This is a genomic window from Microvirga lupini, assembly GCF_014191055.1.
Classification (GTDB): Bacteria; Pseudomonadota; Alphaproteobacteria; order Rhizobiales; family Beijerinckiaceae; genus Microvirga; species Microvirga lupini_A.
Genome location: NZ_JACHWB010000001.1, coordinates 29,464 through 49,568 on the forward strand (window position 1 = coordinate 29,464; position 20,105 = coordinate 49,568).

Sequence of the window (20,105 nt, forward strand, 5' to 3'; positions counted from 1 at the left end):
CATGCCCTGGCGCGTTCGCCCTGACAGCCTTGAGGTCCGGGTGCGCGTGACGCCCCGCAGCGGACGGGATGCCATCGACGGCATCGAGACCCTGTCGGACGGCAGGCCGGTGCTGAAGGTCCGGGTCAGGGCGGTGCCGGAGGACGGGGCGGCCAACGAGGGTGTCCGGCGTGTGCTTGCCAAAGCCTTGAGGGTTCCGGCCTCGGCGGTCAGCCTGGAGGCGGGCGCCACCGCCCGGCTGAAGACCTTTGTGATTTCGGGCGAGGGGGAGGCGTTGGCCGCAGCCCTTGCCACCGTGACAGGACGAGACCCATGAGCGCCAAGATCATCGATGGAAAAGCCTATGCGGAAGGTCTGCGCGGGCGCATCGCCGGAGCCGTGAGGACCTTGAGCGAGCAGGGCGTCACGCCCGGGCTCGCGGTGGTGATCGTCGGCGAGGACCCGGCGAGCCAGCTTTACGTGAAGAACAAGGCGCGCCAGACCGTCGAGGTCGGCATGCGCTCCTTCGAGCATGTGCTGCCGGCCTCCACGGGCGAGGCGGAGCTTCTCGAACTCGTGGCCCGGCTCAACGCCGATCCGGCCGTGGACGGCATCCTGGTGCAGCTGCCTCTCCCGAAACAGATCGACGCCCAGAAGGTGATCGAAGCCATCGATCCGACGAAGGACGTGGACGGGTTTCATCCCATCAATGCCGGCCGGCTCATGACCGGCGTGCCCGGCCTCGTGTCCTGCACGCCGCTCGGGTGCCTGTTGCTGGCGCAGTCGGTGCGTCGCGATCTCGCCGGCCTCAACGCCGTGGTGGTCGGGCGCTCCAACATCGTCGGCAAGCCCATGGCGCAATTGCTCATCGCCCAGAGCTGCACGGTGACGGTGGCGCATTCGAAGACCCGTGGCCTGCCTGAGGTCTGCCGGAGCGCGGATATTCTCGTGGCGGCGGTCGGACGGCCCGAGATGGTGCGCGGCGACTGGATCAAGCCCGGCGCTATTGTGATCGATGTCGGCATCAACCGGGTGCCGAACCCGGCCGCCGGCGAGGGCAAGACCCGGGTGGTGGGCGACGTGGCCTTTGCGGAAGCGGCCGAAGTCGCTTCCGCCATCACGCCGGTGCCCGGCGGCGTCGGCCCCATGACCATCGCGTGCCTGCTGCGCAACACGCTGGAGGCCGCGTGCCTGAGACGCGGGCTCACCATGCCGGCGGTGGATTTCGCCGCCTAATTTGCCGCGAAGCAGTAGAACAGCCCTGCGCCGCCGGTGCCGCGCAAGGCCTCCTGGCTGCAGCCGCCCCGCGTCGCGTGCGAGGAGTTCCAGGACTTGGCCGGCGGCGACTCGTCGAGGCCCATGCGGTCGTGGTGGCCCGTCATGGCGGCGCCCTCCGTGCCGCTCTTCGTCCAGTTGCCGCAGGTCATGTCCTGATTGCCCGCGAAGGCCGTGCCGTCGGGCTGCGATCCGGTGAGGATGTCATGCTGGTTCGGCTGGTCGCCCCGGCCCTTCACCGTCTCGCCCTTCTCTGTGAGCGCCGTCTGCTTGGTGAGATTGTTGTTGGGACCGTGCAGGTCGGCCACGTCCTTGGCGATCACGGTCCCCTTGACGTTCTGCCACGGCCCCCGTCCGATGCGATCCTTGGCGTTGACGGCGTTCGCGCCCTGGGTCGAGAGATAGGCGCGCCACATCTTGCCGCGAATGCCGGCGGCTTCGGCGAGCGTCTCGCAATGCCGGTCGGCGCCGTCGAGGCCGCCGAGATCCGCGCCCTTGCCGGATCCGGCGCTGGTCACGAAGAAGCTCGTGTCGGCCGAGGCCGTCTGGGCCTGGGCGATGCTGGAGCTGGCCAGGGTCAAAAGGCCGATGAAGGCCATGAGCGATACGCCATCCGTTCCACGCATTGTTTCCTCCAGAAGAATTGAAGCCCCGTGTAAGACTGACAGTTCCCCGGCGACAATCATCCCCTCTTCACGCGGATTTGAGCATTCGGCACCGGCAAATCATTGCCGGTCCTATGAGGGTTGTCTCAGGCGCTCTTGCGCAAATGCTCCACCAGCTGGCGCGCCGAAGCCGGCAGCTCCTTCAGGGCCCGGATGCACAGGGTAAGATCGCGGGTCGCCCACGGGTCGTCCAGATCGACCGCCTCGATCGCCATGGTGCGGGCGGCGCGGCGTGCCGTGGTCTCGGGCACGATGCCGAGGCCGACGCCTGCCTCGACCATGCGGCAGACCGCATCAAAGCTGCGCAGCTGAACCCGCAGGCGAATGGGCTTGCCGGTGCGGCTGGCCTTGCCGGCGAGGAAGCGCTGGAGGGCGCTCGCCCGGTCAAGGCCGACGAAATCGTGCTCCAGAACCTCGGCGAAGGGAATGCTCGGCCGGGAGGCGAGGGCGTGATCCTGAGGCACCACCAGCACGAAGCGGTCGCTGCGAAACGGATAGGTCTCAAGCTGCCCGGTCTCGACCGTGCCGGCCACGATGCCGATGTCGCCCACGCCCTCGGCGATGAGCCCGACGATCTCGTCGCTGAGGCGCTCCTCCAGATCGATGGAGACCTGCGGATGCCCAGCGAGAAAGGCGCTCAGCGCCTCGGGCAGGAACTCGGTGAGGGCATTGGTGTTGGAGAGGATCCGGATCTGGCCTGTCAGGCCGCCGGTATAGGAGCCCAGATCCTCCCGCAGGCGCTCGGCCTGGGCCAGGAGGGTGCGGGCATGCTGGAGCAGGGTCCGGCCGGCCGGAGTCGGGGTCACGCCCGCCCGGGTGCGCAGGAGGAGGGCGGCGCCGAGAGACTTTTCCATGTTGCGGATGCGCGTGCTGGCGGCGGCGAGCGCCAGATGGGCCCGCTCCGCCCCGTGGGTGATGCTTCCGGCCTCGACCACGTGGCGAAAGAGGCTCAGATCTGTCAGATCGAATTGCATCGGCTTCCTTCGTCATTGGCGAAGGGAGATAAGAATAATTAAAAATTGTCCGTTAAGCGAGGGGCGCTATATCTTCGCGGCTGACGAAGTATGCGCTTCTGTGGCCCGATTGGGCGGAAGGCGCATTGCGGTGTGGCCGCGCATCTTATACGAACCGTTCCAAACTAGGCGCGACCACCTGTCGCCGATCAGGAGTGAACATCATGGCTGAGGCGAAAGTGGCCCCAAGGCCCCTGTCCCCCCATCTTCAGATTTACCGGTGGAGCTGGACGATGGCGATGTCCGTCGCCCACCGCATCACCGGCCTTGCGCTCTATGGCGGCATCGCGCTGTTCGCCATCTGGCTCGTGGCGCTCGCCTCCGGGCCCTCGGCTTTCGATGCCGTGCAATGGTTCTTCGGCTCGCCCATCGGCTACCTGATCCTGTTCGGCTACACTTGGATCCTGATGCACCACATGCTCGGCGGCGTGCGCCACCTCGTGTGGGATTTCGGCCATGGCATGGAAGCGGCCCAGCGCATCAACATGGCCCGCTTCACCCTCGTCGGCTCGGTCGCGCTCACGCTGGCGATCTGGGTCGTCGCCTTCATCGCGTTCTAAGGAGACCGGACAATGGCCGACAACAGGGCTGACACCCGCGTTTCCATGCGCACCCCGCTTGCCCGCGTGAAGGGCCTCGGCGCCTCCGGGCACGGCGTCGAACATTGGTGGATCCACCGCATGACCGCGGTGTCGAACGTGCCCCTCATCATCGCCTTCGTGATCATCGTGGCGGCACTGGCCGCCTCGCCCTCCTATCAGGAGGCGATCAGCGTCATCTCGCATCCGCTGGTCGCGATCATCCTGATCCTGGCGGTGGTCTCGGTGACGAACCACATGCGCCTCGGCATGCAGATCGTCATCGAGGACTACGTGCACGACAAGGGCCTCAAGATCGCTGCCGTGATCGCCAACAATTTCTATGCCGTGATCATTGGAGTGGCCTGCCTCTACGCCATTCTCAAGGTCAGCCTCGGCCGCATCCTGGTTTAAGGACAACACACATGGCTCAAGCAACGAACGGCGCAGCCATCAACGGCAAGGCCTACAACATCATCGATCACACCTTCGACGTGGTGGTCGTGGGCGCGGGCGGCGCGGGTCTTCGCGCCACCGTCGGCTGTAGCCAAGCCGGCCTTCGCACCGCCTGTATCACGAAAGTGTTCCCCACACGCTCGCACACGGTGGCGGCCCAGGGCGGCATCTCGGCTTCGCTCGGCAACATGGGGCCGGACGATTGGCGCTGGCACATGTACGATACCGTGAAGGGTTCGGACTGGCTCGGCGACCAGGACGCCATCGAGTATCTCGTGCGCAACGCGCCGGCCGCCGTCTACGAGCTGGAGCACTGGGGCGTTCCCTTCTCCCGCACGGCCGAGGGCAAGATCTATCAGCGCCCCTTCGGCGGCATGACCACCGAGTTCGGCAAGGGCACGGCGCAGCGCACCTGCGCGGCCGCCGACCGCACGGGCCATGCGATCCTGCACACCCTTTATGGGCAGGCGGTGCGCAACCAGACCAATTTCTTCATCGAGTATTTCGCCCTCGACCTGATGATGGATTCCGATGGCCGCTGCATCGGCGTCGTGGCGCTGAACCAGTCCACCGGCGAGATCCACCGCTTCCGCGCCCACATGACGATCCTGGCGACAGGCGGCTATGGGCGCGCCTATTTCTCGGCGACCTCCGCGCATACCTGCACGGGCGACGGCAACGCCATGGTGCTGCGCGCCGGCCTGCCGCTGCAGGACATGGAGTTCGTGCAGTTCCACCCGACCGGCATCTACGGCTCGGGCTGCCTCATCACCGAGGGCGCGCGCGGCGAGGGCGGTTACCTGACGAACTCGGAAGGCGAGCGCTTCATGGAGCGCTATGCGCCCTCCGCGAAGGATCTGGCCTCCCGTGACGTGGTCTCGCGCGCCATGACCATGGAGATCCGCGCCGGGCGCGGCGTGGGCAAGAACAAGGACCACATCTACCTGCACCTCGACCACCTCGATCCGAAGATCCTGCACGAGCGCCTGCCCGGCATCTCGGAGAGCGCCAAGATCTTCGCGGGCGTGGACGTCACGAAGGAGCCGATCCCGGTCCTGCCGACCGTTCACTACAACATGGGCGGCATCCCGACGAACTATCACGGCGAAGTGCTGACGCTCAAAAACGGCAACCCCGACACGGTGGTGCCGGGCCTGATGGCGCTCGGCGAGGCGGCCTGCGTGTCCGTGCACGGCGCCAACCGCCTCGGCTCCAATTCGCTCATCGACCTCGTGGTCTTCGGCCGCGCGGCGGGCCTGCGCTGCGCCGAGATCCTGGAGCCGAACGCGCGCCATGCGGACCTGCCGAAATCTGCGGACGAACTCGCGCTCTCGCGCCTCGACAAGTTCCGCTACGCCAACGGCTCGACCTCGACCGCGGAGCTGCGCCTCCAGATGCAGAAGACCATGCAGAACAACTGCGCGGTGTTCCGCACCGGCGAGGTTCTCGACGAGGGCAAGAAGCTCATCCACGACGTGTGGAACGCGTCGGCCGACGTCAAGGTCACGGACCGCTCGCTGATCTGGAACACCGACCTTCTCGAGACGCTGGAGTTCGACAACCTGATCGGACAGGCCGTCGTCACCATGGAGGGCGCGGCCAACCGCCAGGAATCCCGCGGCGCCCACGCCCGCGAGGACTTCTCCGAGCGCGACGACAAGAACTGGATGAAGCACACGCTGGCATGGCTCGACGACACCTCGCACAAGGTGACCCTCGATTTCCGCCCGGTGCACACCTACACCATGTCGAACGACATCCAGTACATCGAGCCGAAGGCTCGCGTGTATTGATGAAAGCTGACATCACAAGAGCAGCTTTGGTGCTCATCGCTTCTTGCTGCTCTGTGTCAGCTTTTGCATCTCCTAAACCCTTGTCCCAGCAACTCGTTGGCTGCTGGGAAGCAGATGTGAGTTACGGCAAATATTCCATCTGTTTCGGGCGAAACAGAAAAGTCGTTACGACCTCATTTCTAGGGCGCCGCTTAGAGTCGTTCGTGTCTGGAGGAACTTACACTTTGAATGGAAGTGTATTGAGGCTGAAAGGTACAGATGGCGAAGGTTGGGCTGGCAGTGCATCGCAGGCCTGCAAGGTGGTTATAGATGAGACTGGTGAGCAGTTGACCTTGGAAGGCTGCGATACAGCAGAAACATACAAGAGACAGTGCAGAGAAATGACCAAGGAGCTTGAGTGTCGTTCGTGACACTCGCACCGATAGTGAAGAGAACCTGAAAATGGCCCAGTTCACCCTCCCGAAAAACTCCCAGTACACCGAAGGCAAAGCCTGGCCGAAGCCGGCAGGTGCCACCAATGTCCAGGAATTCCGCATCTACCGCTGGAACCCGGATGACGGTGCCAATCCGCGCATCGACACGTATTATGTCGACCGCGACGATTGCGGTCCGATGGTTCTCGACGCGCTGTTGTGGATCAAGAACAACGTCGACTCGACGCTGGTCTTCCGCCGCTCCTGCCGCGAGGGCATTTGCGGCTCCTGCGCCATGAACATCATGGGCGGCAACACGCTGGCCTGCACGCTCGGCATCGACGATTGCGGCTCCGACACCATCAAGATCTATCCGCTGCCGCACATGCCGGTGCTGAAGGATCTGGTGCCGGACCTCACGAGCTTCTTCGCCCAGCACGCCTCCATCGAGCCCTGGCTCCAGACGGTCACGGCGGAACCCGAGACCGAGTGGCGCCAGACTCCCGAGGAGCGCTCCAAGCTCGACGGCCTCTACGAGTGCATTCTCTGCGCCTGCTGCACCACCTCGTGCCCGAGCTACTGGTGGAACGGTGACCGGTTCTTAGGACCGGCAGCCCTGCTGCAGGCCTATCGCTGGCTCATCGACAGCCGCGACGAGGCCACGGGCGAGCGTCTCGACAACCTGCATGATCCGTTCCGGCTCTACCGCTGCCACACGATCATGAACTGCGCAAACACCTGCCCGAAGGGCCTGAACCCGGCCAAGGCCATCGCCGAGGTGAAGAAAATGATGATCGCGCGCGCCGTCTGAGGCGTCCTCGCAACACTTTGATCAAAAGGCGCCTCCGGCGCCTTTTTTTATGGTGGGGGATCCCATATGTCGAAGCCGGAACCATGTTGGTCTAGGTTCATATTCCTCATGATAGCCTGAGCCGACGATCAAGCCGTTCTTCTATAAGACGGTACCGTATAAGAGGACCACGATGAAGACTTACCACTGGCTTGCGACGGCCGTGATGGGCTCCGCTCTCGCTCTCGGCGCGTGCTCCTCCACGCGCCTCGGCGGTCCGCCGGCCCGCAGCGCGAACGCGGCTTCTATCGTCGAGGCGCCGCCCGTCGAGGCGGTGCCGTCCGGCCCCATCGAGGCGGCTCCCCTGCCGCCCGTCGCCGGTGCGCCGCTTCCCACCGACCCCATGGCTCCACCGGCCGGAGGCACCGACATCGCAGGCCTTCCACCCGCACCCCCACCGCCGACCGTGGCAGCACCCGCGCCCGCGGCGGCCCCGGCTCCCTCCAGCCGCACCGCGATGGTCGGCAACTGGAGCGCCCAGACGTCCGGCGGCAGCTGCCGCATCCAGTTGTCGAGCTCGCCCTCGCTCGACCTCTACCGCGCCACGGCCTCCGGCTGCTCCAACCAGGACCTGTCGCGGGTCAATGCCTGGGATTACCGCGACGGCGAGGTCTATCTCTACCAGACCGGCGGCGCCGTGGCGGCGCGCCTGCGCGGCTCGTCCGGGTCGCTCAGCGGCGTCCTGGCAAAGTCGGGCGCCCCGCTGTCGCTCTCGCGCTGATCGCGCGTTCCCTCCCCTTGCGGGGAGGGTGGCCGCGCCAGCGGCCGGGTGGGGGTCCAAAAGTCAGGATGCTGTGCTTCGTCCAGTGAGCGCAGAGGCTGATAGAACAGAACTTGGTTGGCTGCTCGCCCGGTCGTTCCACCCATACCCCTGCCCCTCCCCGCATGGGGGAGGGGAAAAAGCAGTCTCAAGACGTTTGCGCTCAACGCTCCGGAACGGTATCGATCATCCCGTGAACGACACCTCCTTCTCCTCGCCCCGCTCCATCACGGCCCATTACAACGCCCTGGTCACGTCCGGCGCCATCGAGCGCGATCCGGCGCAGGTGGCGCTGCTCAAGCGCCTGGAGGCGCTGGCGGAAAACCTCGCCAACCACCGCCTTGCCCGCAAGCCCAGCGCGCTCGGCTGGCTCTTCGGCAAGAAGAGCAAGGACCATGCGCCGCCGAAGGGGCTCTATGTCTGGGGCTCGGTCGGGCGCGGCAAGACCATGCTCATGGACCTGTTCTTCGAGGCGCTCCCCGTGCGGCGCAAGCGGCGGGTTCATTTCCACGCCTTCCTGTCGGATGTGCACGAGCGCATCCATGCTTACCGGCAGAAGCTTAAAAGCGGTGAGGTCTCGGGCGACGATCCCATCGCACCGGTGGCGGAGGCGCTGGCGAACGAGGCCTGGGTGCTCTGCTTCGACGAGTTCACCGTCACCGACATTGCCGATGCGATGATCCTCGGGCGCCTGTTCACGGCCTTGTTCCGTCATGGTGTCGTGGTGGTGGCGACGTCCAACGTGGAGCCCGACAGGCTCTATGAGGGCGGCCTCAACCGCTCGCTCTTCCTGCCGTTCATCGGGCTCCTGCAGGAGCGGATGGCCGTGGTGAGGCTCGAATCCCGCACGGATTTCCGGCTGGAAAAGCTCGCCGGAAGCCCGGTTTTCTACACACCCGCCGACGAGTCCTCGCACGCGGCCCTGACCCGTGCCTTCCGGAGCCTGACGGGTCGTGAGCACGGCAAGCCCATGACCCTGACCGTCAAGGGCCACCCGGTGGAGGTGCCGCAAGCGGCCGGCGGCGTGGCGCGCTTCTCCTTTGAGGATCTCTGCTCCAAGCCCCTGGGCGCCGCCGATTATCTCAGCCTTGCCGAGGAGTTCCACACAATCATCCTGGAGAATATCCCCAAGATGACCCTTGAGCGTCGCAACGAGGCCAAGCGCTTCATCATGCTCATCGACGCCCTCTACGATGCCCATGTGAAGCTGCTGGCCTCCGCGGAGGCCGAGGCGCCGGAACTCTACCATGCGGATTCCGGTCGCGAGGCCTTCGAGTTCGACCGCACGGTCTCCCGCCTCATCGAAATGCGCTCCGAGGAATACCTGTCCCTGCCGCACGGGCGCTCGGATTCGGAAGCCTCCGGCAGCACGACGGGATTGGCCGAGACATGAAGCGGCCGGCCGGTAGCCTGGGAAAGGGGCCGGACTCCGCCCCGGCCGACACCCGGCTCCTTGCCATTGCCGCCGACCAGTTGAAGGAGTTCGGCCCCAGGCACATCACCGTCGTGGGCATTGCGGATGCGGCGGGCATGACCCACGCCAATGTCTACCGCTACTTCACCAACAAGGCGGCTCTCATCGATGCGGTCGCCGGCCAGTGGCTGCGGGGGATGGAGGCGACCATCGCCGATATCGCGGATTCTCCTGACCCCGCCGACGACAAGCTCGAGCGCCTGATCCAGGCCTGGGCGCGGGTTCACCGGGATCTCCTGAAGGAAGACCGCCACCTCTTCGACGTCTATTGCACGGCTACCGAAACCTCCCGGCCCCTCGTCCGCAAGCATCGGGCGCGCATGCGCCAGCTCATCGAGCGGGTGCTGGACGAAGGGATCGTGACGGGCAAGTTCGACCCCCGGGACCGGGAGAAGGCCCATGCCTTCATCAGCGATGCCGTCTACCGCTTCATCAATCCGCTGACGGTACGCCTCGATGCGGAGGTGCCCCAGGACATCCTCGACCAGCGTCTCGCCACTATGATCCGGGTGGTGCTGAGGGCCCTGGCGAACGGCAGCGTTTAGCGTCAGTTACAAATTTCAGGAAATGTAACAGGAAAATTCCGGACCGTTCAGCCCAGCAAGCTCCTGTAATCACGAAGTATTTCCGAATTGTTAAGCTTGAGAAGACTTTTCCGGGGTCTCAAAGCCCGACCTGTTAACCTTTTGATCGCTTGATGGCGGCCCATTTCTGGTGTCATACAGCGCCACCTCAAAAAGGCTCATGCCAACCATCCAAGGCAAAACCCAAGGACACACTATGGCCCGGAAAAAGATCGCGCTCATCGGTGCAGGCCAGATCGGCGGAACGCTCGCCCATCTCGTCGGCTTGAAGGAACTCGGCGACGTCGTTCTCTTCGACATCGCGGAAGGTATCCCCCAGGGCAAAGGTCTCGACATTGCGGAATCCGCGCCGGTCGACGGGTTTGACGCCAAGTACAAGGGCGCCAACGACTACGCCGATATTGCGGGCGCCGACGTGATCATCGTCACCGCAGGCGTGCCGCGCAAGCCCGGCATGAGCCGCGACGACCTCATCGGCATCAACCTGAAGGTCATGGAAGCGGTCGGCGGCGGCATCAAGCAATATGCCCCGAACGCCTTCGTCATCTGCATCACCAACCCGCTCGACGCCATGGTGTGGGCGCTCCAGAAGTTCTCCGGCCTGAAGCCTGAGAAGATCGTCGGCATGGCCGGCGTGCTGGACTCGGCCCGCTTCCGCCACTTCCTGGCCGAGGAGTTCAACGTCTCGGTCGAGGACGTGACCGCCTTCGTGCTCGGCGGCCACGGCGACGACATGGTGCCGCTGGTGCGCTACTCCACCGTTGCCGGCGTTCCGCTCCCCGACCTCGTGAAGATGGGCTGGACCACCCAGGAGAAGCTCGACGCCATGGTCGAGCGCACCCGCAAGGGCGGTGGCGAGATCGTCAACCTGCTCAAGACCGGCTCCGCCTTTTACGCGCCGGCGGCCTCCGCCATCGCCATGGCCGAGAGCTATCTCAAGGACAAGAAGCGCGTTCTCCCCTGCGCGGCCTATCTCAACGGCCAGTACGGCGTGAAGGACATGTTCGTGGGCGTTCCGATCGTGATCGGCGAGAATGGCGTCGAGCGCATCGTCGAGGTCGCGTTCTCCGGCGAGGAGAAGGCCATGTTCGAGAAGTCGGTTGCCTCGGTGCAGGGCCTCGTGGACGCCTGCAAGCAGATCAACTCGACCCTCGCTTAATTATTTCACGTCATGGCCGGCCTCGTGCCGGCCATCCACGTCTTCAACCGCTGATGCGGAGAGAAACGAATGAACATCCATGAATATCAAGGCAAAGCGGTTCTGAAGGAGTTCGGCCTTCCCGTCTCCAACGGCGTTGCCATCTTCTCCGCCGACGAGGCGGAAGCCGCCGCCAAGCAGCTCGGCGGCCCGCTCTGGGTCGTGAAGTCCCAGATCCACGCGGGCGGCCGCGGCAAGGGCAAGTTCAAGGAAGCCGATGCCGGCGAGAAGGGCGGCGTGCGTCTCGCCAAGTCCGTCGACGAGGTGAAGCAGTTTGCCCAGCAGATGCTCGGCAAGACGCTGGTCACGATCCAGACGGGCGAGGCCGGCAAGCAGGTCAACCGCCTGTATATCGAGGACGGCTCCGACATCGAGAAGGAGTTCTACCTCTCCATGCTCGTCGACCGCGAGACCGGCCGCGTCGCCTTCGTGGTCTCCACCGAAGGCGGCATGGATATCGAACAGGTCGCCCATGACACCCCTGAGAAGATCCTGACCTTCTCGGTCGATCCCGCGACCGGCGTGATGCCCCATCACGGCCGCACCGTCGCCAAGGCGCTCGGCCTCACCGGCTCGCTCGCCAAGGAAGCCGAGGATGTGGTCGCCAAGCTCTACAAGGCCTTCGTGACGAAGGACATGGAGATGCTGGAGATCAACCCGCTTATCGTCACCAAGGACGGGCACCTCAAGTGCCTCGACGCCAAGATCTCCTTCGACGGCAACGCCCTTTACCGTCACCCTGACGTTGTGCAGCTGCGCGACATCACGGAAGAGGACGAGAAGGAAATCGAGGCCTCCAAATACGACCTCGCCTATATCGCGCTGGACGGCACCATCGGCTGCATGGTCAACGGCGCGGGCCTTGCCATGGCGACGCTGGACATCATCAAGCTCTACGGCGAGGAGCCGGCGAACTTCCTCGATGTTGGCGGCGGCGCTTCGGAAGAGAAGGTGACGGCGGCGTTCAAGATCATCACGGCCGATCCGAACGTGAAGGGCATCCTGGTCAACATCTTCGGCGGCATCATGAAGTGCGACGTCATCGCCCGCGGCGTGATCGCCGCCGTGAAGGCGGTCGGCCTGCAGGTTCCGCTGGTGGTGCGCCTCGAAGGCACCAACGTGGAAGAGGGCAAGCAGATCATCCGCGAGTCCGGCCTCAACGTGATCCCGGCGGACGACCTCGACGACGCCGCCCAGAAGATCGTGAACGCCGTGCGCGGCGGAAAGTAAGGTTTCGACCCGATGTCCATCCTCATCACCAAAGACACCAAGGTCATCTGCCAGGGCTTCACCGGCAAGAATGGGACCTTCCATTCCGAGCAGGCCATTGCCTACGGCACCAAGATGGTCGGCGGCACGTCGCCCGGCAAAGGCGGCTCCACGCATCTGGGCCTGCCCGTGTTCGACACGGTCATGGAAGCGCGCGAGAAGACCGGGGCCGATGCGTCCGTGGTCTACGTTCCGCCTCCGGGCGCGGCGGACGCCATCTGCGAAGCGATCCAGGCCGAGATCCCGCTCATCGTCTGCATCACGGAAGGCATTCCGGTGCAGGACATGGTGCGCGTGAAGCGCTCGCTCCAGGGCTCCAAGTCGCGCCTCATCGGCCCGAACTGCCCCGGCATCGTGACGGCGGGCGAGTCGAAGATCGGCATCATGCCGGCCAACATCTTCAAGCCCGGCTCGGTCGGCATCGTGTCGCGCTCCGGCACGCTCACCTACGAGGCCGTGTTCCAGACCACCAATGAAGGCCTCGGCCAGACGACGGCGGTGGGCATCGGCGGCGACCCGGTGAAGGGCACCGAGTTCATCGAGATGCTCGACATGTTCCTGTCCGACCCGAAGACCGAGTCGATCGTCATGATCGGCGAGATCGGCGGCTCGGCCGAGGAAGAGGCGGCCGAGTTCATCGCCCGCGAGGCCAAGAAGGGCCGCAAGAAGCCGATGGTTGGCTTCATCGCCGGCCGCACGGCACCTCCCGGACGCCGCATGGGCCATGCCGGCGCGATCATCTCCGGCGGCAAGGGTGGCGCGGAAGACAAGATCGCCGCCATGGAGGCCGCGGGCATCCGCGTGTCGCCATCGCCGGCCCGCCTCGGCAAGACCCTCGTCGAGGTCCTGAAGGGCAAGTAACCGACAAAAAAGGCCGCCCCGCCCGGGGCGGCCCATCGTCATTTTTCAATCGAGTATTGTCATGGCACGCCAAGACGCCAACGAAAAGCTTCTCAACACCGCCTTCCTCTATGGGGCGAACGCACCCTATATCGAGGACCTTTACGCCCGCTACGAGCAGGATCCGTCCTCGGTCGATGCCGAGTGGCAGGCCTTCTTCGGCGCGTTGAAGGACGACAAGCAGGCTGTCGAGAAAGCCGCCAAGGGCCCGTCCTGGGAGAAGGCGAACTGGCCGATCCACGCCAATGGCGAGCTCGTCTCGGCGCTCGACGGCAACTGGGCTCAGGTCGAGAAGGCGGTCGGCGACAAGATCAAGGCGAAGGCGCAGGCCAAGGGCGCCGAGATCAGCCAGGCCGACGTGCAGCAGGCGACCCGCGATTCCGTGCGCGCCATCATGCTGATCCGCGCCTATCGCGTGCGCGGCCACCTGCATGCCAAGCTCGATCCGCTCAACATCAATCCGCCCCCGAACGATCAGGAACTGCACCCGTCCCATTACGGCTTCACGGAAGCCGACTGGGACCGCAAGATCTTCCTCGACAACGTGCTCGGCCTCGAATTCGGCACGATCCGCGAGATCGTGGCGATCCTGGACCGCACCTATTGCCAGACGCTCGGCGTCGAGTTCATGCACATCTCCGATCCGGTCGAGAAGGCGTGGATCCAGGAGCGCATCGAGGGTCCCGACAAGGAGATCACCTTCACCAAGGAAGGCAAGCGCGCCATCCTCAACAAGCTCGTCGAGGCGGAAGGCTTCGAGAAGTTCCTGGATGTCCGCTATACCGGCACCAAGCGCTTCGGCCTCGACGGTGGCGAGTCGCTGATTCCGGCGCTCGAGCAGATCATCAAGCGCGGCGGCAATCTCGGCGTGAAGGAGATCGTGTTCGGCATGGCCCATCGCGGCCGCCTCAACGTGCTGACCCAGGTGATGGGCAAGCCGCATCGCGCCCTGTTCCACGAATTCAAGGGCGGGTCCTTCGCGCCCGACGACGTGGAAGGCTCCGGCGACGTGAAGTACCATCTCGGCGCGTCCTCGGACCGCACTTTTGATGGCAACAACGTCCACCTGTCCCTCACCGCGAATCCGTCCCACCTGGAGATCGTCAATCCGGTGGTGCTCGGCAAGGTCCGCGCCAAGCAGGACCAGCACGGCTGCACGCCGGAGAACCGCACGGCGGTCATGCCGCTCCTCATCCATGGCGACGCGGCCTTCGCCGGCCAGGGCGTGGTGGCGGAATGCTTCGGGCTGTCCGGCCTGCGCGGTCACCGCACCGGCGGCTGGATCTCCGTCATCATCAACAACCAGATCGGCTTCACCACCGATCCGCGCTTCTCGCGCTCCTCGCCCTATCCGTCGGATGTGGCGAAGATGGTCGAGGCGCCGATCTTCCACGTGAACGGCGACGATCCGGAGGCCGTGGTCTTCGCGGCCAAAGTCGCGGCCGAGTACCGGCAGAAGTTCCAGAAGCCTGTCGTCATCGACATGTTCTGCTACCGCCGCTTCGGCCACAACGAGGGCGACGAGCCGGCCTTCACCCAGCCGCTCATGTACCGCAAGATCCGGTCGCATCCGGCCATCGTCGAGCTCTACTCCAAGAAGCTCCTCGCCGAGGGCGTGATCACCGAGGTCGAGCTCGAGGAGATGAAGTCGAGCTGGCGCTCGAAGCTCGATGCCGAGTTCGACATCGCGGCGAACTACAAGCCCAACAAGGCCGACTGGCTCGATGGCCGCTGGTCGGGCCTCAAGGCCGTGCGCGAGGACCAGGACGATCCGCGCCGCGGGCAGACCGGCGTGTCCGTCGAGACCCTGCAGCAGATCGGCAAGGCGCTCACCACCATCCCTGAGGGCTTCCACCTCCACCGCACGATTCAGCGCTTCCTCGACAACCGCAAGAAGATGCTGGAAACCGGCGAGGGCTTCGACTGGGCCATGGCCGAGGCCATGGCGTTCGGCTCGCTCCTGCTCGAAGGGCACCGCGTGCGCCTCTCCGGCCAGGACGTGGAGCGCGGCACCTTCTCGCAGCGCCACTCGGTTCTCACCGATCAGGAGAACGAGGAGCGCTACACCAACCTCAACCACATCAGCGAAACCCAGGCCCGCTACGAGGTCATCAACTCGATGCTCTCGGAGGAGGCGGTGCTCGGCTTCGAATACGGCTATACGCTGTCCGAGCCGAATGCCCTGACCCTGTGGGAAGCGCAGTTCGGCGACTTCGCCAACGGCGCGCAGGTGGTGTTCGACCAGTTCGTGTCCTCGGGCGAGCGCAAGTGGCTGCGCATGTCGGGCCTCGTCTGCCTGCTGCCGCACGGCTATGAGGGCCAGGGTCCGGAGCACTCCTCCGCCCGCTTGGAGCGCTTCCTCCAGATGTGCGCCGAGGACAACATGCAGGTGGGCTACTGCTCCACGCCGGCGAACTACTTCCACATCCTGCGCCGGCAGCTGAAGCGCGACTTCCGCAAGCCCCTGGTCCTGATGACGCCGAAGTCCCTGCTGCGCCACAAGCGCTGCACGTCCACGCTCGCGGACATCTCGGAAGGCACGTACTTCCACCGCGTCCTGCAGGACGACGCTCAGACCGGGCGCGACGTCACCAAGCTGGTGAAGGACGACAAGATCCGGCGCGTGGTGATCTGCACGGGCAAGGTCTATTACGACCTGCTCGAAGAGCGCGAGAAGCGGGGCATCGACGATGTCTACCTGCTGCGCGTGGAGCAGCTCTATCCGTTCCCGGCGAAGTCGCTCGCGGCCGAGATCGCCCGCTTCAAGAAGGCCGACGTGGTGTGGTGCCAGGAAGAGCCCAAGAACATGGGCTCCTGGATGTTCGTCGAGCCCTATCTCGAGTGGGTGCTCAAGACGGCCGGCTCCAAGGTGGACCGTCCCCGCTATGTGGGCCGCCCTGCTTCTGCTGCCACCGCCACCGGCCTCATGTCCAAGCATCAGGCCCAGCTGCAGGCTTTCCTCGACGAGGCTTTCGCGGCTTAAAACCCGCGAAATCCCTCATCCGATTCCGAGGGGCCGGGCAACCGGCCCCGCAAAGACCCGAAGACGATCATGGCAACCGAAATCCGCGTACCCACCCTTGGCGAATCCGTATCAGAGGCCACCATCGGCCGCTGGTTCAAGAAGCCCGGCGATCCCGTGAAGGCCGATGAGCCCGTGCTCGAGCTCGAGACCGACAAGGTCACCCTCGAGGTCAACGCGCCGGCAAGCGGCACGCTGGGCGACATCATCGCTAAGGACGGTGAGACGGTGAGCCCCGGCGCGGTGCTCGGCTCCATCGTCGATGGCGGTGCGGCGGCGGCTCCTGCCGCAGCCCCGAAGGCCGAGGCTCCGAAACCCGCTCCGGCCCCCGCGGCTGCGCCTGCTCCGGCGGCTGCCGCTCCCGGCGCGGCCCAGGATCACGGCCCGGCCGTCGCCCGTTTGGCCGCCGAGAGCGGCGTGAGCCCGGCGAATGTCGGCGGCACGGGCAAGGATGGCCGCGTGACCAAGGGCGACATGCTGGCGGCGATCGCCACCGGCGGTGCTGCGGCCCAGGCTCCTGCGACTCCGGTCCAGGTCCGCGCTCCTTCCGCCCCGGTCGATGCCGAGCGCGAAGAGCGCGTGAAGATGACGAAGCTGCGCCAGACCATCGCGCGCCGCCTCAAGGACGCCCAGAACACCGCCGCCATGCTCACCACGTTCAACGACGTGGACATGAGCGCGGTGATGAACATGCGCGCCCAGTACAAGGACGTGTTCGAGAAGAAGCACGGCACCAAGCTCGGCTTCATGGGCTTCTTCACCAAGGCGGTGATCCAGGCGCTGAAGGACGTGCCGGCGGTGAATGCCGAGATCGACGGCCAGGACCTTGTCTACAAGAACTACTACCACATCGGCATCGCGGTCGGCACCGAGAAGGGCCTCGTGGTTCCTGTGGTGCGCGACGCGGACGACCTGTCGGTTGCCGGCATCGAGAAGAAGATCGCCGATTTCGGCAAGCGCGCCCGCGACGGCAAGCTCTCCATCGACGAGATGCAGGGCGGCACCTTCACCATCACCAATGGCGGCATCTACGGCTCGCTCATGTCGACGCCGATCCTCAACGCGCCGCAATCGGGCATTCTCGGCATGCACCGCATCGAGGACCGTCCGGTGGTCCGCAACGGTCAGGTGGTCGTGCGCCCGATGATGTATCTCGCGCTGTCCTACGACCACCGCATCGTCGACGGCAAGGAAGCCGTGACCTTCCTCGTGCGGGTCAAGGAAGCCCTGGAGGATCCGGCGCGCCTCGTGCTGGATCTGTAAGAACAATCTTTCAGCGTCATGGCCGGGCTCGCCCCGGCCATCCACGCCTTCAAACTCACAGCAAAGACGTGGATGCCCGGATCAAGTCCGGGCATGACGTTAAGTGGAGACAAACAATGTCCTACGATCTCATCGTCATCGGCACCGGCCCCGGCGGCTATGTGTGCGCCATCCGGGCCGCGCAGCTCGGGTTGAAGACCGCCGTGGTGGAGAAGCGCAAGACCCATGGCGGCACCTGCCTGAACATCGGCTGCATCCCGTCGAAGGCCCTGCTGCACGCCTCGCATATGTTCCAGGACGCGCAGCACTTCGCCGATATGGGCATCGGCGTGAGCGCGCCGACCCTCGACCTCAAGAAGATGCTGGAGTTCAAGCAGGAGGGCGTCGACGGCAACACCAAGGGCGTCGAGTTCCTGCTCAAGAAGAACAAGATCGATGCCTTCATCGGCACCGCGCGCATTTCCGCTCCGGGCCAGGTCGAGGTGACCGCCGAGGACGGCTCGAACCAGGTGCTCGAGACGAAGAACATCGTCATCGCGACCGGCTCCGACGTCACCCGCCTGCCGGGCATCGAGATCGACGAGAAGGTGGTGGTGTCCTCCACCGGCGCTCTTGAACTCGAGACCGTGCCGAAGCGCCTCGTGGTGATCGGCGCCGGCGTCATCGGCCTGGAGCTCGGCTCCGTGTGGCGCCGTCTCGGCTCCGAGGTGACGGTGGTGGAATATCTCGACCGCATCCTGCCCGGCATGGACGGCGAGGTGGCCAAGAACTTCCAGCGCATCCTGTCCAAGCAGGGTTTTGCGTTCAAGCTCGGCGCCAAGGTGACCAAGGTCGAGAAGACCGGCAACGGCGCGACCCTGACCTTCGAGCCCGCCGCCGGCGGCACGCCTGAGACCATCGAGGCCGACGTGGTGCTCGTGGCCATCGGCCGCGTGCCCTACACGCAAGGCCTCGGGCTCGACAAGGTGGGCGTCCAGCTCGACAACCGCGGTCGCATCCAGACCGACGCGCATTTCTCCACCAACGTCACCGGCATTTACGCCATCGGCGACGTGATCGTCGGCCCCATGCTCGCCCATAAGGCCGAGGACGAGGGTGTCGCCGTTGCGGAAATTCTCGCCGGCAAGGCAGGCCACGTGAACTACGACGTGATCCCGAGCGTGGTCTACACGTTCCCGGAGGTCGCCTCCGTGGGCAAGACCGAGGAGGAACTGAAGGCTGCGGGCATCGCCTATAACAGTGGCAAGTTCCCCTTCACGGCCAATGGCCGCGCCAAGGTCAACAAGACCACGGACGGATTCGTGAAGATCCTGGCCGATGCCACCACCGATAAGGTGCTCGGCGTTCACATCGTCGGGCCGGAAGCCGGCAACCTCATCCACGAGGCGGCGATCGCCATGGAGTTCGGTGCCTCGTCGGAAGATATGGCCCGCACCTGCCATGCGCACCCGACCCTCGCGGAAGCTGTGAAGGAAGCAGCCCTCGCGGTGGAGAAGCGCGCGATCCACATGTAATATGGATTCATGGCAAAGCTCCACTTCATCTACTCGGTAATGAATGCAGGCAAGACGACCCATCTCCTGCAGGTTCGCTACAATTACATCGAGAACGGCGGCAATGTGCTGCTGTTCACGAGCCTGATCGACGACCGGTTCGGCGTCGGCAAGGTGAAGTCGCGCATCGGCCTCGAGGCCGATGCGACCCCATTGAGGAAGAGCGACGATATCGGCGCCATCGTGGCGGCCGAGCATGCGAAGCACCCGGTCACGGTGGTGCTGATCGACGAAGTTCAGTTCATGACCGCCGATCAGGTCCGCCAGCTCGCCTGGATCGTCGACGAGCTGAACGTGCCCGTCATGGCCTATGGGCTGAAGAACAACGTCTACGGCACGCTGTTCAGCGACGCGATCATCGCCATGATGGCGCTGGCGCAGGACTTCCAGGAGATCAAGCAGCTCTGCCATTGCGGCCGCAAGGCGACGATGATCTTGAAGTATGACCCTAATGGCGAAGCCGTCCGTTCAGGCCCGGTTGTCGAGATCGGCGGCGAAGGCCGCTACGTCTCCGTCTGCCGTCCGCACTGGACGGCAGGAGATATCGGTCCCGCGGCACGGCAGCTGCTGGCCGAGGCAGTCGTGGCGGCGGAATAGGCCCCGAGGGCACGGTGTCATCCCCTGCGGCCGTGGGGCGGGAAGGGGATCCATGGCGCTGAGGGTGTGAGTAGATTCCCTTCCGCTCCTACGCTCCGGCCGGGAATGACACTCGCCAATCCCAACACCTTCCTCGTCGTCCCTGGACCTGATCCGGGGATCCACGTCTTTCTGTGCCACCCCTCCGCCCTCATCCTGAGGAGCAGCCGCGAGGCTGCGTCTCGAAGGAGGTTCCAGTGCTCTCTGGAGCCTCCTTCGAGACGGTCACTCAAGCGACCTCCTCAGGATGAGGGCTGCGGGTATGAGGGCAGGTGGTCGAGTAATGTTCTCATTTTGTTCTTGACAGCGGCTGCAACCTTAGCTATAAAATCACCCATCCTCGCCCGACGAGGGGCGCGTTCGCGAGGCGTCGCAAGAGTGGGGCAAGGAGCGGTCCCGCCGCAGGCCTCGCAAGCCTGTGATC

At 64.9% G+C, this 20,105-nt stretch carries 18 protein-coding genes; 16 read left to right on the top strand and 2 right to left on the bottom strand.

The features are described from left to right. The first annotated feature begins 1 nt into the window (after nucleotide 1). Nucleotides 2-316 carry a DUF167 family protein gene (locus FHR70_RS00150; RefSeq protein ID WP_183445894.1) on the top strand — a complete coding sequence of 105 codons (315 nt, stop codon included), beginning with the start codon at nucleotides 2-4 and terminating at the stop codon, nucleotides 314-316. Continuing rightward, on the top strand, nucleotides 313-1,215 hold the full coding sequence (gene folD, locus FHR70_RS00155; RefSeq protein ID WP_183445896.1) for a bifunctional methylenetetrahydrofolate dehydrogenase/methenyltetrahydrofolate cyclohydrolase FolD: 903 nt from the start codon (nucleotides 313-315) through the stop codon (nucleotides 1,213-1,215). The genes FHR70_RS00150 and folD overlap by 4 nt, the downstream gene beginning before the upstream one ends. Here folD and FHR70_RS00160 read toward each other — a convergent pair. Continuing rightward, on the bottom strand, nucleotides 1,212-1,880 hold the full coding sequence (locus FHR70_RS00160) for a hypothetical protein (RefSeq protein ID WP_183445898.1): 669 nt from the start codon (nucleotides 1,878-1,880) through the stop codon (nucleotides 1,212-1,214). The genes folD and FHR70_RS00160 overlap by 4 nt on opposite strands. Before the next feature lie 125 nt (nucleotides 1,881-2,005). Beyond that, nucleotides 2,006-2,893, bottom strand: coding sequence for a LysR substrate-binding domain-containing protein (locus tag FHR70_RS00165; RefSeq protein ID WP_183445900.1), 888 nt, complete (start codon nucleotides 2,891-2,893; stop codon nucleotides 2,006-2,008). A 203-nt stretch (nucleotides 2,894-3,096) separates the two neighbouring features. Here FHR70_RS00165 and sdhC point away from each other — a divergent pair, with 203 nt between their 5' ends. The 14 genes from sdhC to FHR70_RS00235 all read left to right on the top strand — a co-directional run bounded on the left by sdhC (nucleotide 3,097) and on the right by FHR70_RS00235 (nucleotide 19,642). Beyond that, nucleotides 3,097-3,492 (top strand): succinate dehydrogenase, cytochrome b556 subunit, encoded by a 396-nt coding sequence (gene sdhC, locus FHR70_RS00170; protein ID WP_183445902.1) that lies wholly within the window; start codon nucleotides 3,097-3,099, stop codon nucleotides 3,490-3,492. A gap of 12 nt (nucleotides 3,493-3,504) precedes the next feature. Next, nucleotides 3,505-3,924, top strand: coding sequence for a succinate dehydrogenase, hydrophobic membrane anchor protein (gene sdhD / locus FHR70_RS00175; protein WP_183445904.1), 420 nt, complete (start codon nucleotides 3,505-3,507; stop codon nucleotides 3,922-3,924). An 11-nt stretch (nucleotides 3,925-3,935) separates the two neighbouring features. Then, complete coding sequence (gene sdhA / locus FHR70_RS00180) at nucleotides 3,936-5,759, top strand: succinate dehydrogenase flavoprotein subunit (protein WP_183445906.1); 1,824 nt, start codon at nucleotides 3,936-3,938, stop codon at nucleotides 5,757-5,759. A gap of 441 nt (nucleotides 5,760-6,200) precedes the next feature. Then, nucleotides 6,201-6,983 carry a succinate dehydrogenase iron-sulfur subunit gene (locus FHR70_RS00185; protein ID WP_183445908.1) on the top strand — a complete coding sequence of 261 codons (783 nt, stop codon included), beginning with the start codon at nucleotides 6,201-6,203 and terminating at the stop codon, nucleotides 6,981-6,983. Between the two features lie 172 nt (nucleotides 6,984-7,155). Further along, nucleotides 7,156-7,743 carry an AprI/Inh family metalloprotease inhibitor gene (locus FHR70_RS00190; RefSeq protein WP_183445910.1) on the top strand — a complete coding sequence of 196 codons (588 nt, stop codon included), beginning with the start codon at nucleotides 7,156-7,158 and terminating at the stop codon, nucleotides 7,741-7,743. A 232-nt stretch (nucleotides 7,744-7,975) separates the two neighbouring features. Next, a complete protein-coding gene (gene zapE / locus FHR70_RS00195) occupies nucleotides 7,976-9,175 on the top strand; it encodes a cell division protein ZapE (RefSeq protein ID WP_343058694.1) in 1,200 nt (399 codons plus the stop codon). After that, nucleotides 9,172-9,801: a TetR/AcrR family transcriptional regulator gene (locus FHR70_RS00200; protein WP_183445912.1), complete on the top strand. Its 630-nt coding sequence runs from the start codon at nucleotides 9,172-9,174 to the stop codon at nucleotides 9,799-9,801. The genes zapE and FHR70_RS00200 overlap by 4 nt, the downstream gene beginning before the upstream one ends. Before the next feature lie 235 nt (nucleotides 9,802-10,036). Next, a complete protein-coding gene (mdh, locus tag FHR70_RS00205; protein WP_183445914.1) occupies nucleotides 10,037-10,999 on the top strand; it encodes a malate dehydrogenase in 963 nt (320 codons plus the stop codon). 69 nt (nucleotides 11,000-11,068) lie between these two features. Continuing rightward, a complete protein-coding gene (sucC, locus tag FHR70_RS00210; protein ID WP_183445916.1) occupies nucleotides 11,069-12,268 on the top strand; it encodes an ADP-forming succinate--CoA ligase subunit beta in 1,200 nt (399 codons plus the stop codon). A 12-nt stretch (nucleotides 12,269-12,280) separates the two neighbouring features. Further along, a complete protein-coding gene (gene sucD / locus FHR70_RS00215) occupies nucleotides 12,281-13,168 on the top strand; it encodes a succinate--CoA ligase subunit alpha (protein WP_036358148.1) in 888 nt (295 codons plus the stop codon). A 61-nt stretch (nucleotides 13,169-13,229) separates the two neighbouring features. Continuing rightward, on the top strand, nucleotides 13,230-16,190 hold the full coding sequence (locus FHR70_RS00220) for a 2-oxoglutarate dehydrogenase E1 component (RefSeq protein ID WP_183445918.1): 2,961 nt from the start codon (nucleotides 13,230-13,232) through the stop codon (nucleotides 16,188-16,190). A 69-nt stretch (nucleotides 16,191-16,259) separates the two neighbouring features. After that, nucleotides 16,260-17,492 carry a 2-oxoglutarate dehydrogenase complex dihydrolipoyllysine-residue succinyltransferase gene (gene odhB, locus FHR70_RS00225; RefSeq protein WP_183445921.1) on the top strand — a complete coding sequence of 411 codons (1,233 nt, stop codon included), beginning with the start codon at nucleotides 16,260-16,262 and terminating at the stop codon, nucleotides 17,490-17,492. A 116-nt stretch (nucleotides 17,493-17,608) separates the two neighbouring features. Beyond that, on the top strand, nucleotides 17,609-19,006 hold the full coding sequence (gene lpdA, locus FHR70_RS00230; RefSeq protein ID WP_183445923.1) for a dihydrolipoyl dehydrogenase: 1,398 nt from the start codon (nucleotides 17,609-17,611) through the stop codon (nucleotides 19,004-19,006). A gap of 9 nt (nucleotides 19,007-19,015) precedes the next feature. Further along, nucleotides 19,016-19,642: a thymidine kinase gene (locus FHR70_RS00235; protein WP_183445925.1), complete on the top strand. Its 627-nt coding sequence runs from the start codon at nucleotides 19,016-19,018 to the stop codon at nucleotides 19,640-19,642. Nucleotides 19,643-20,105: the final 463 nt, after the last annotated feature.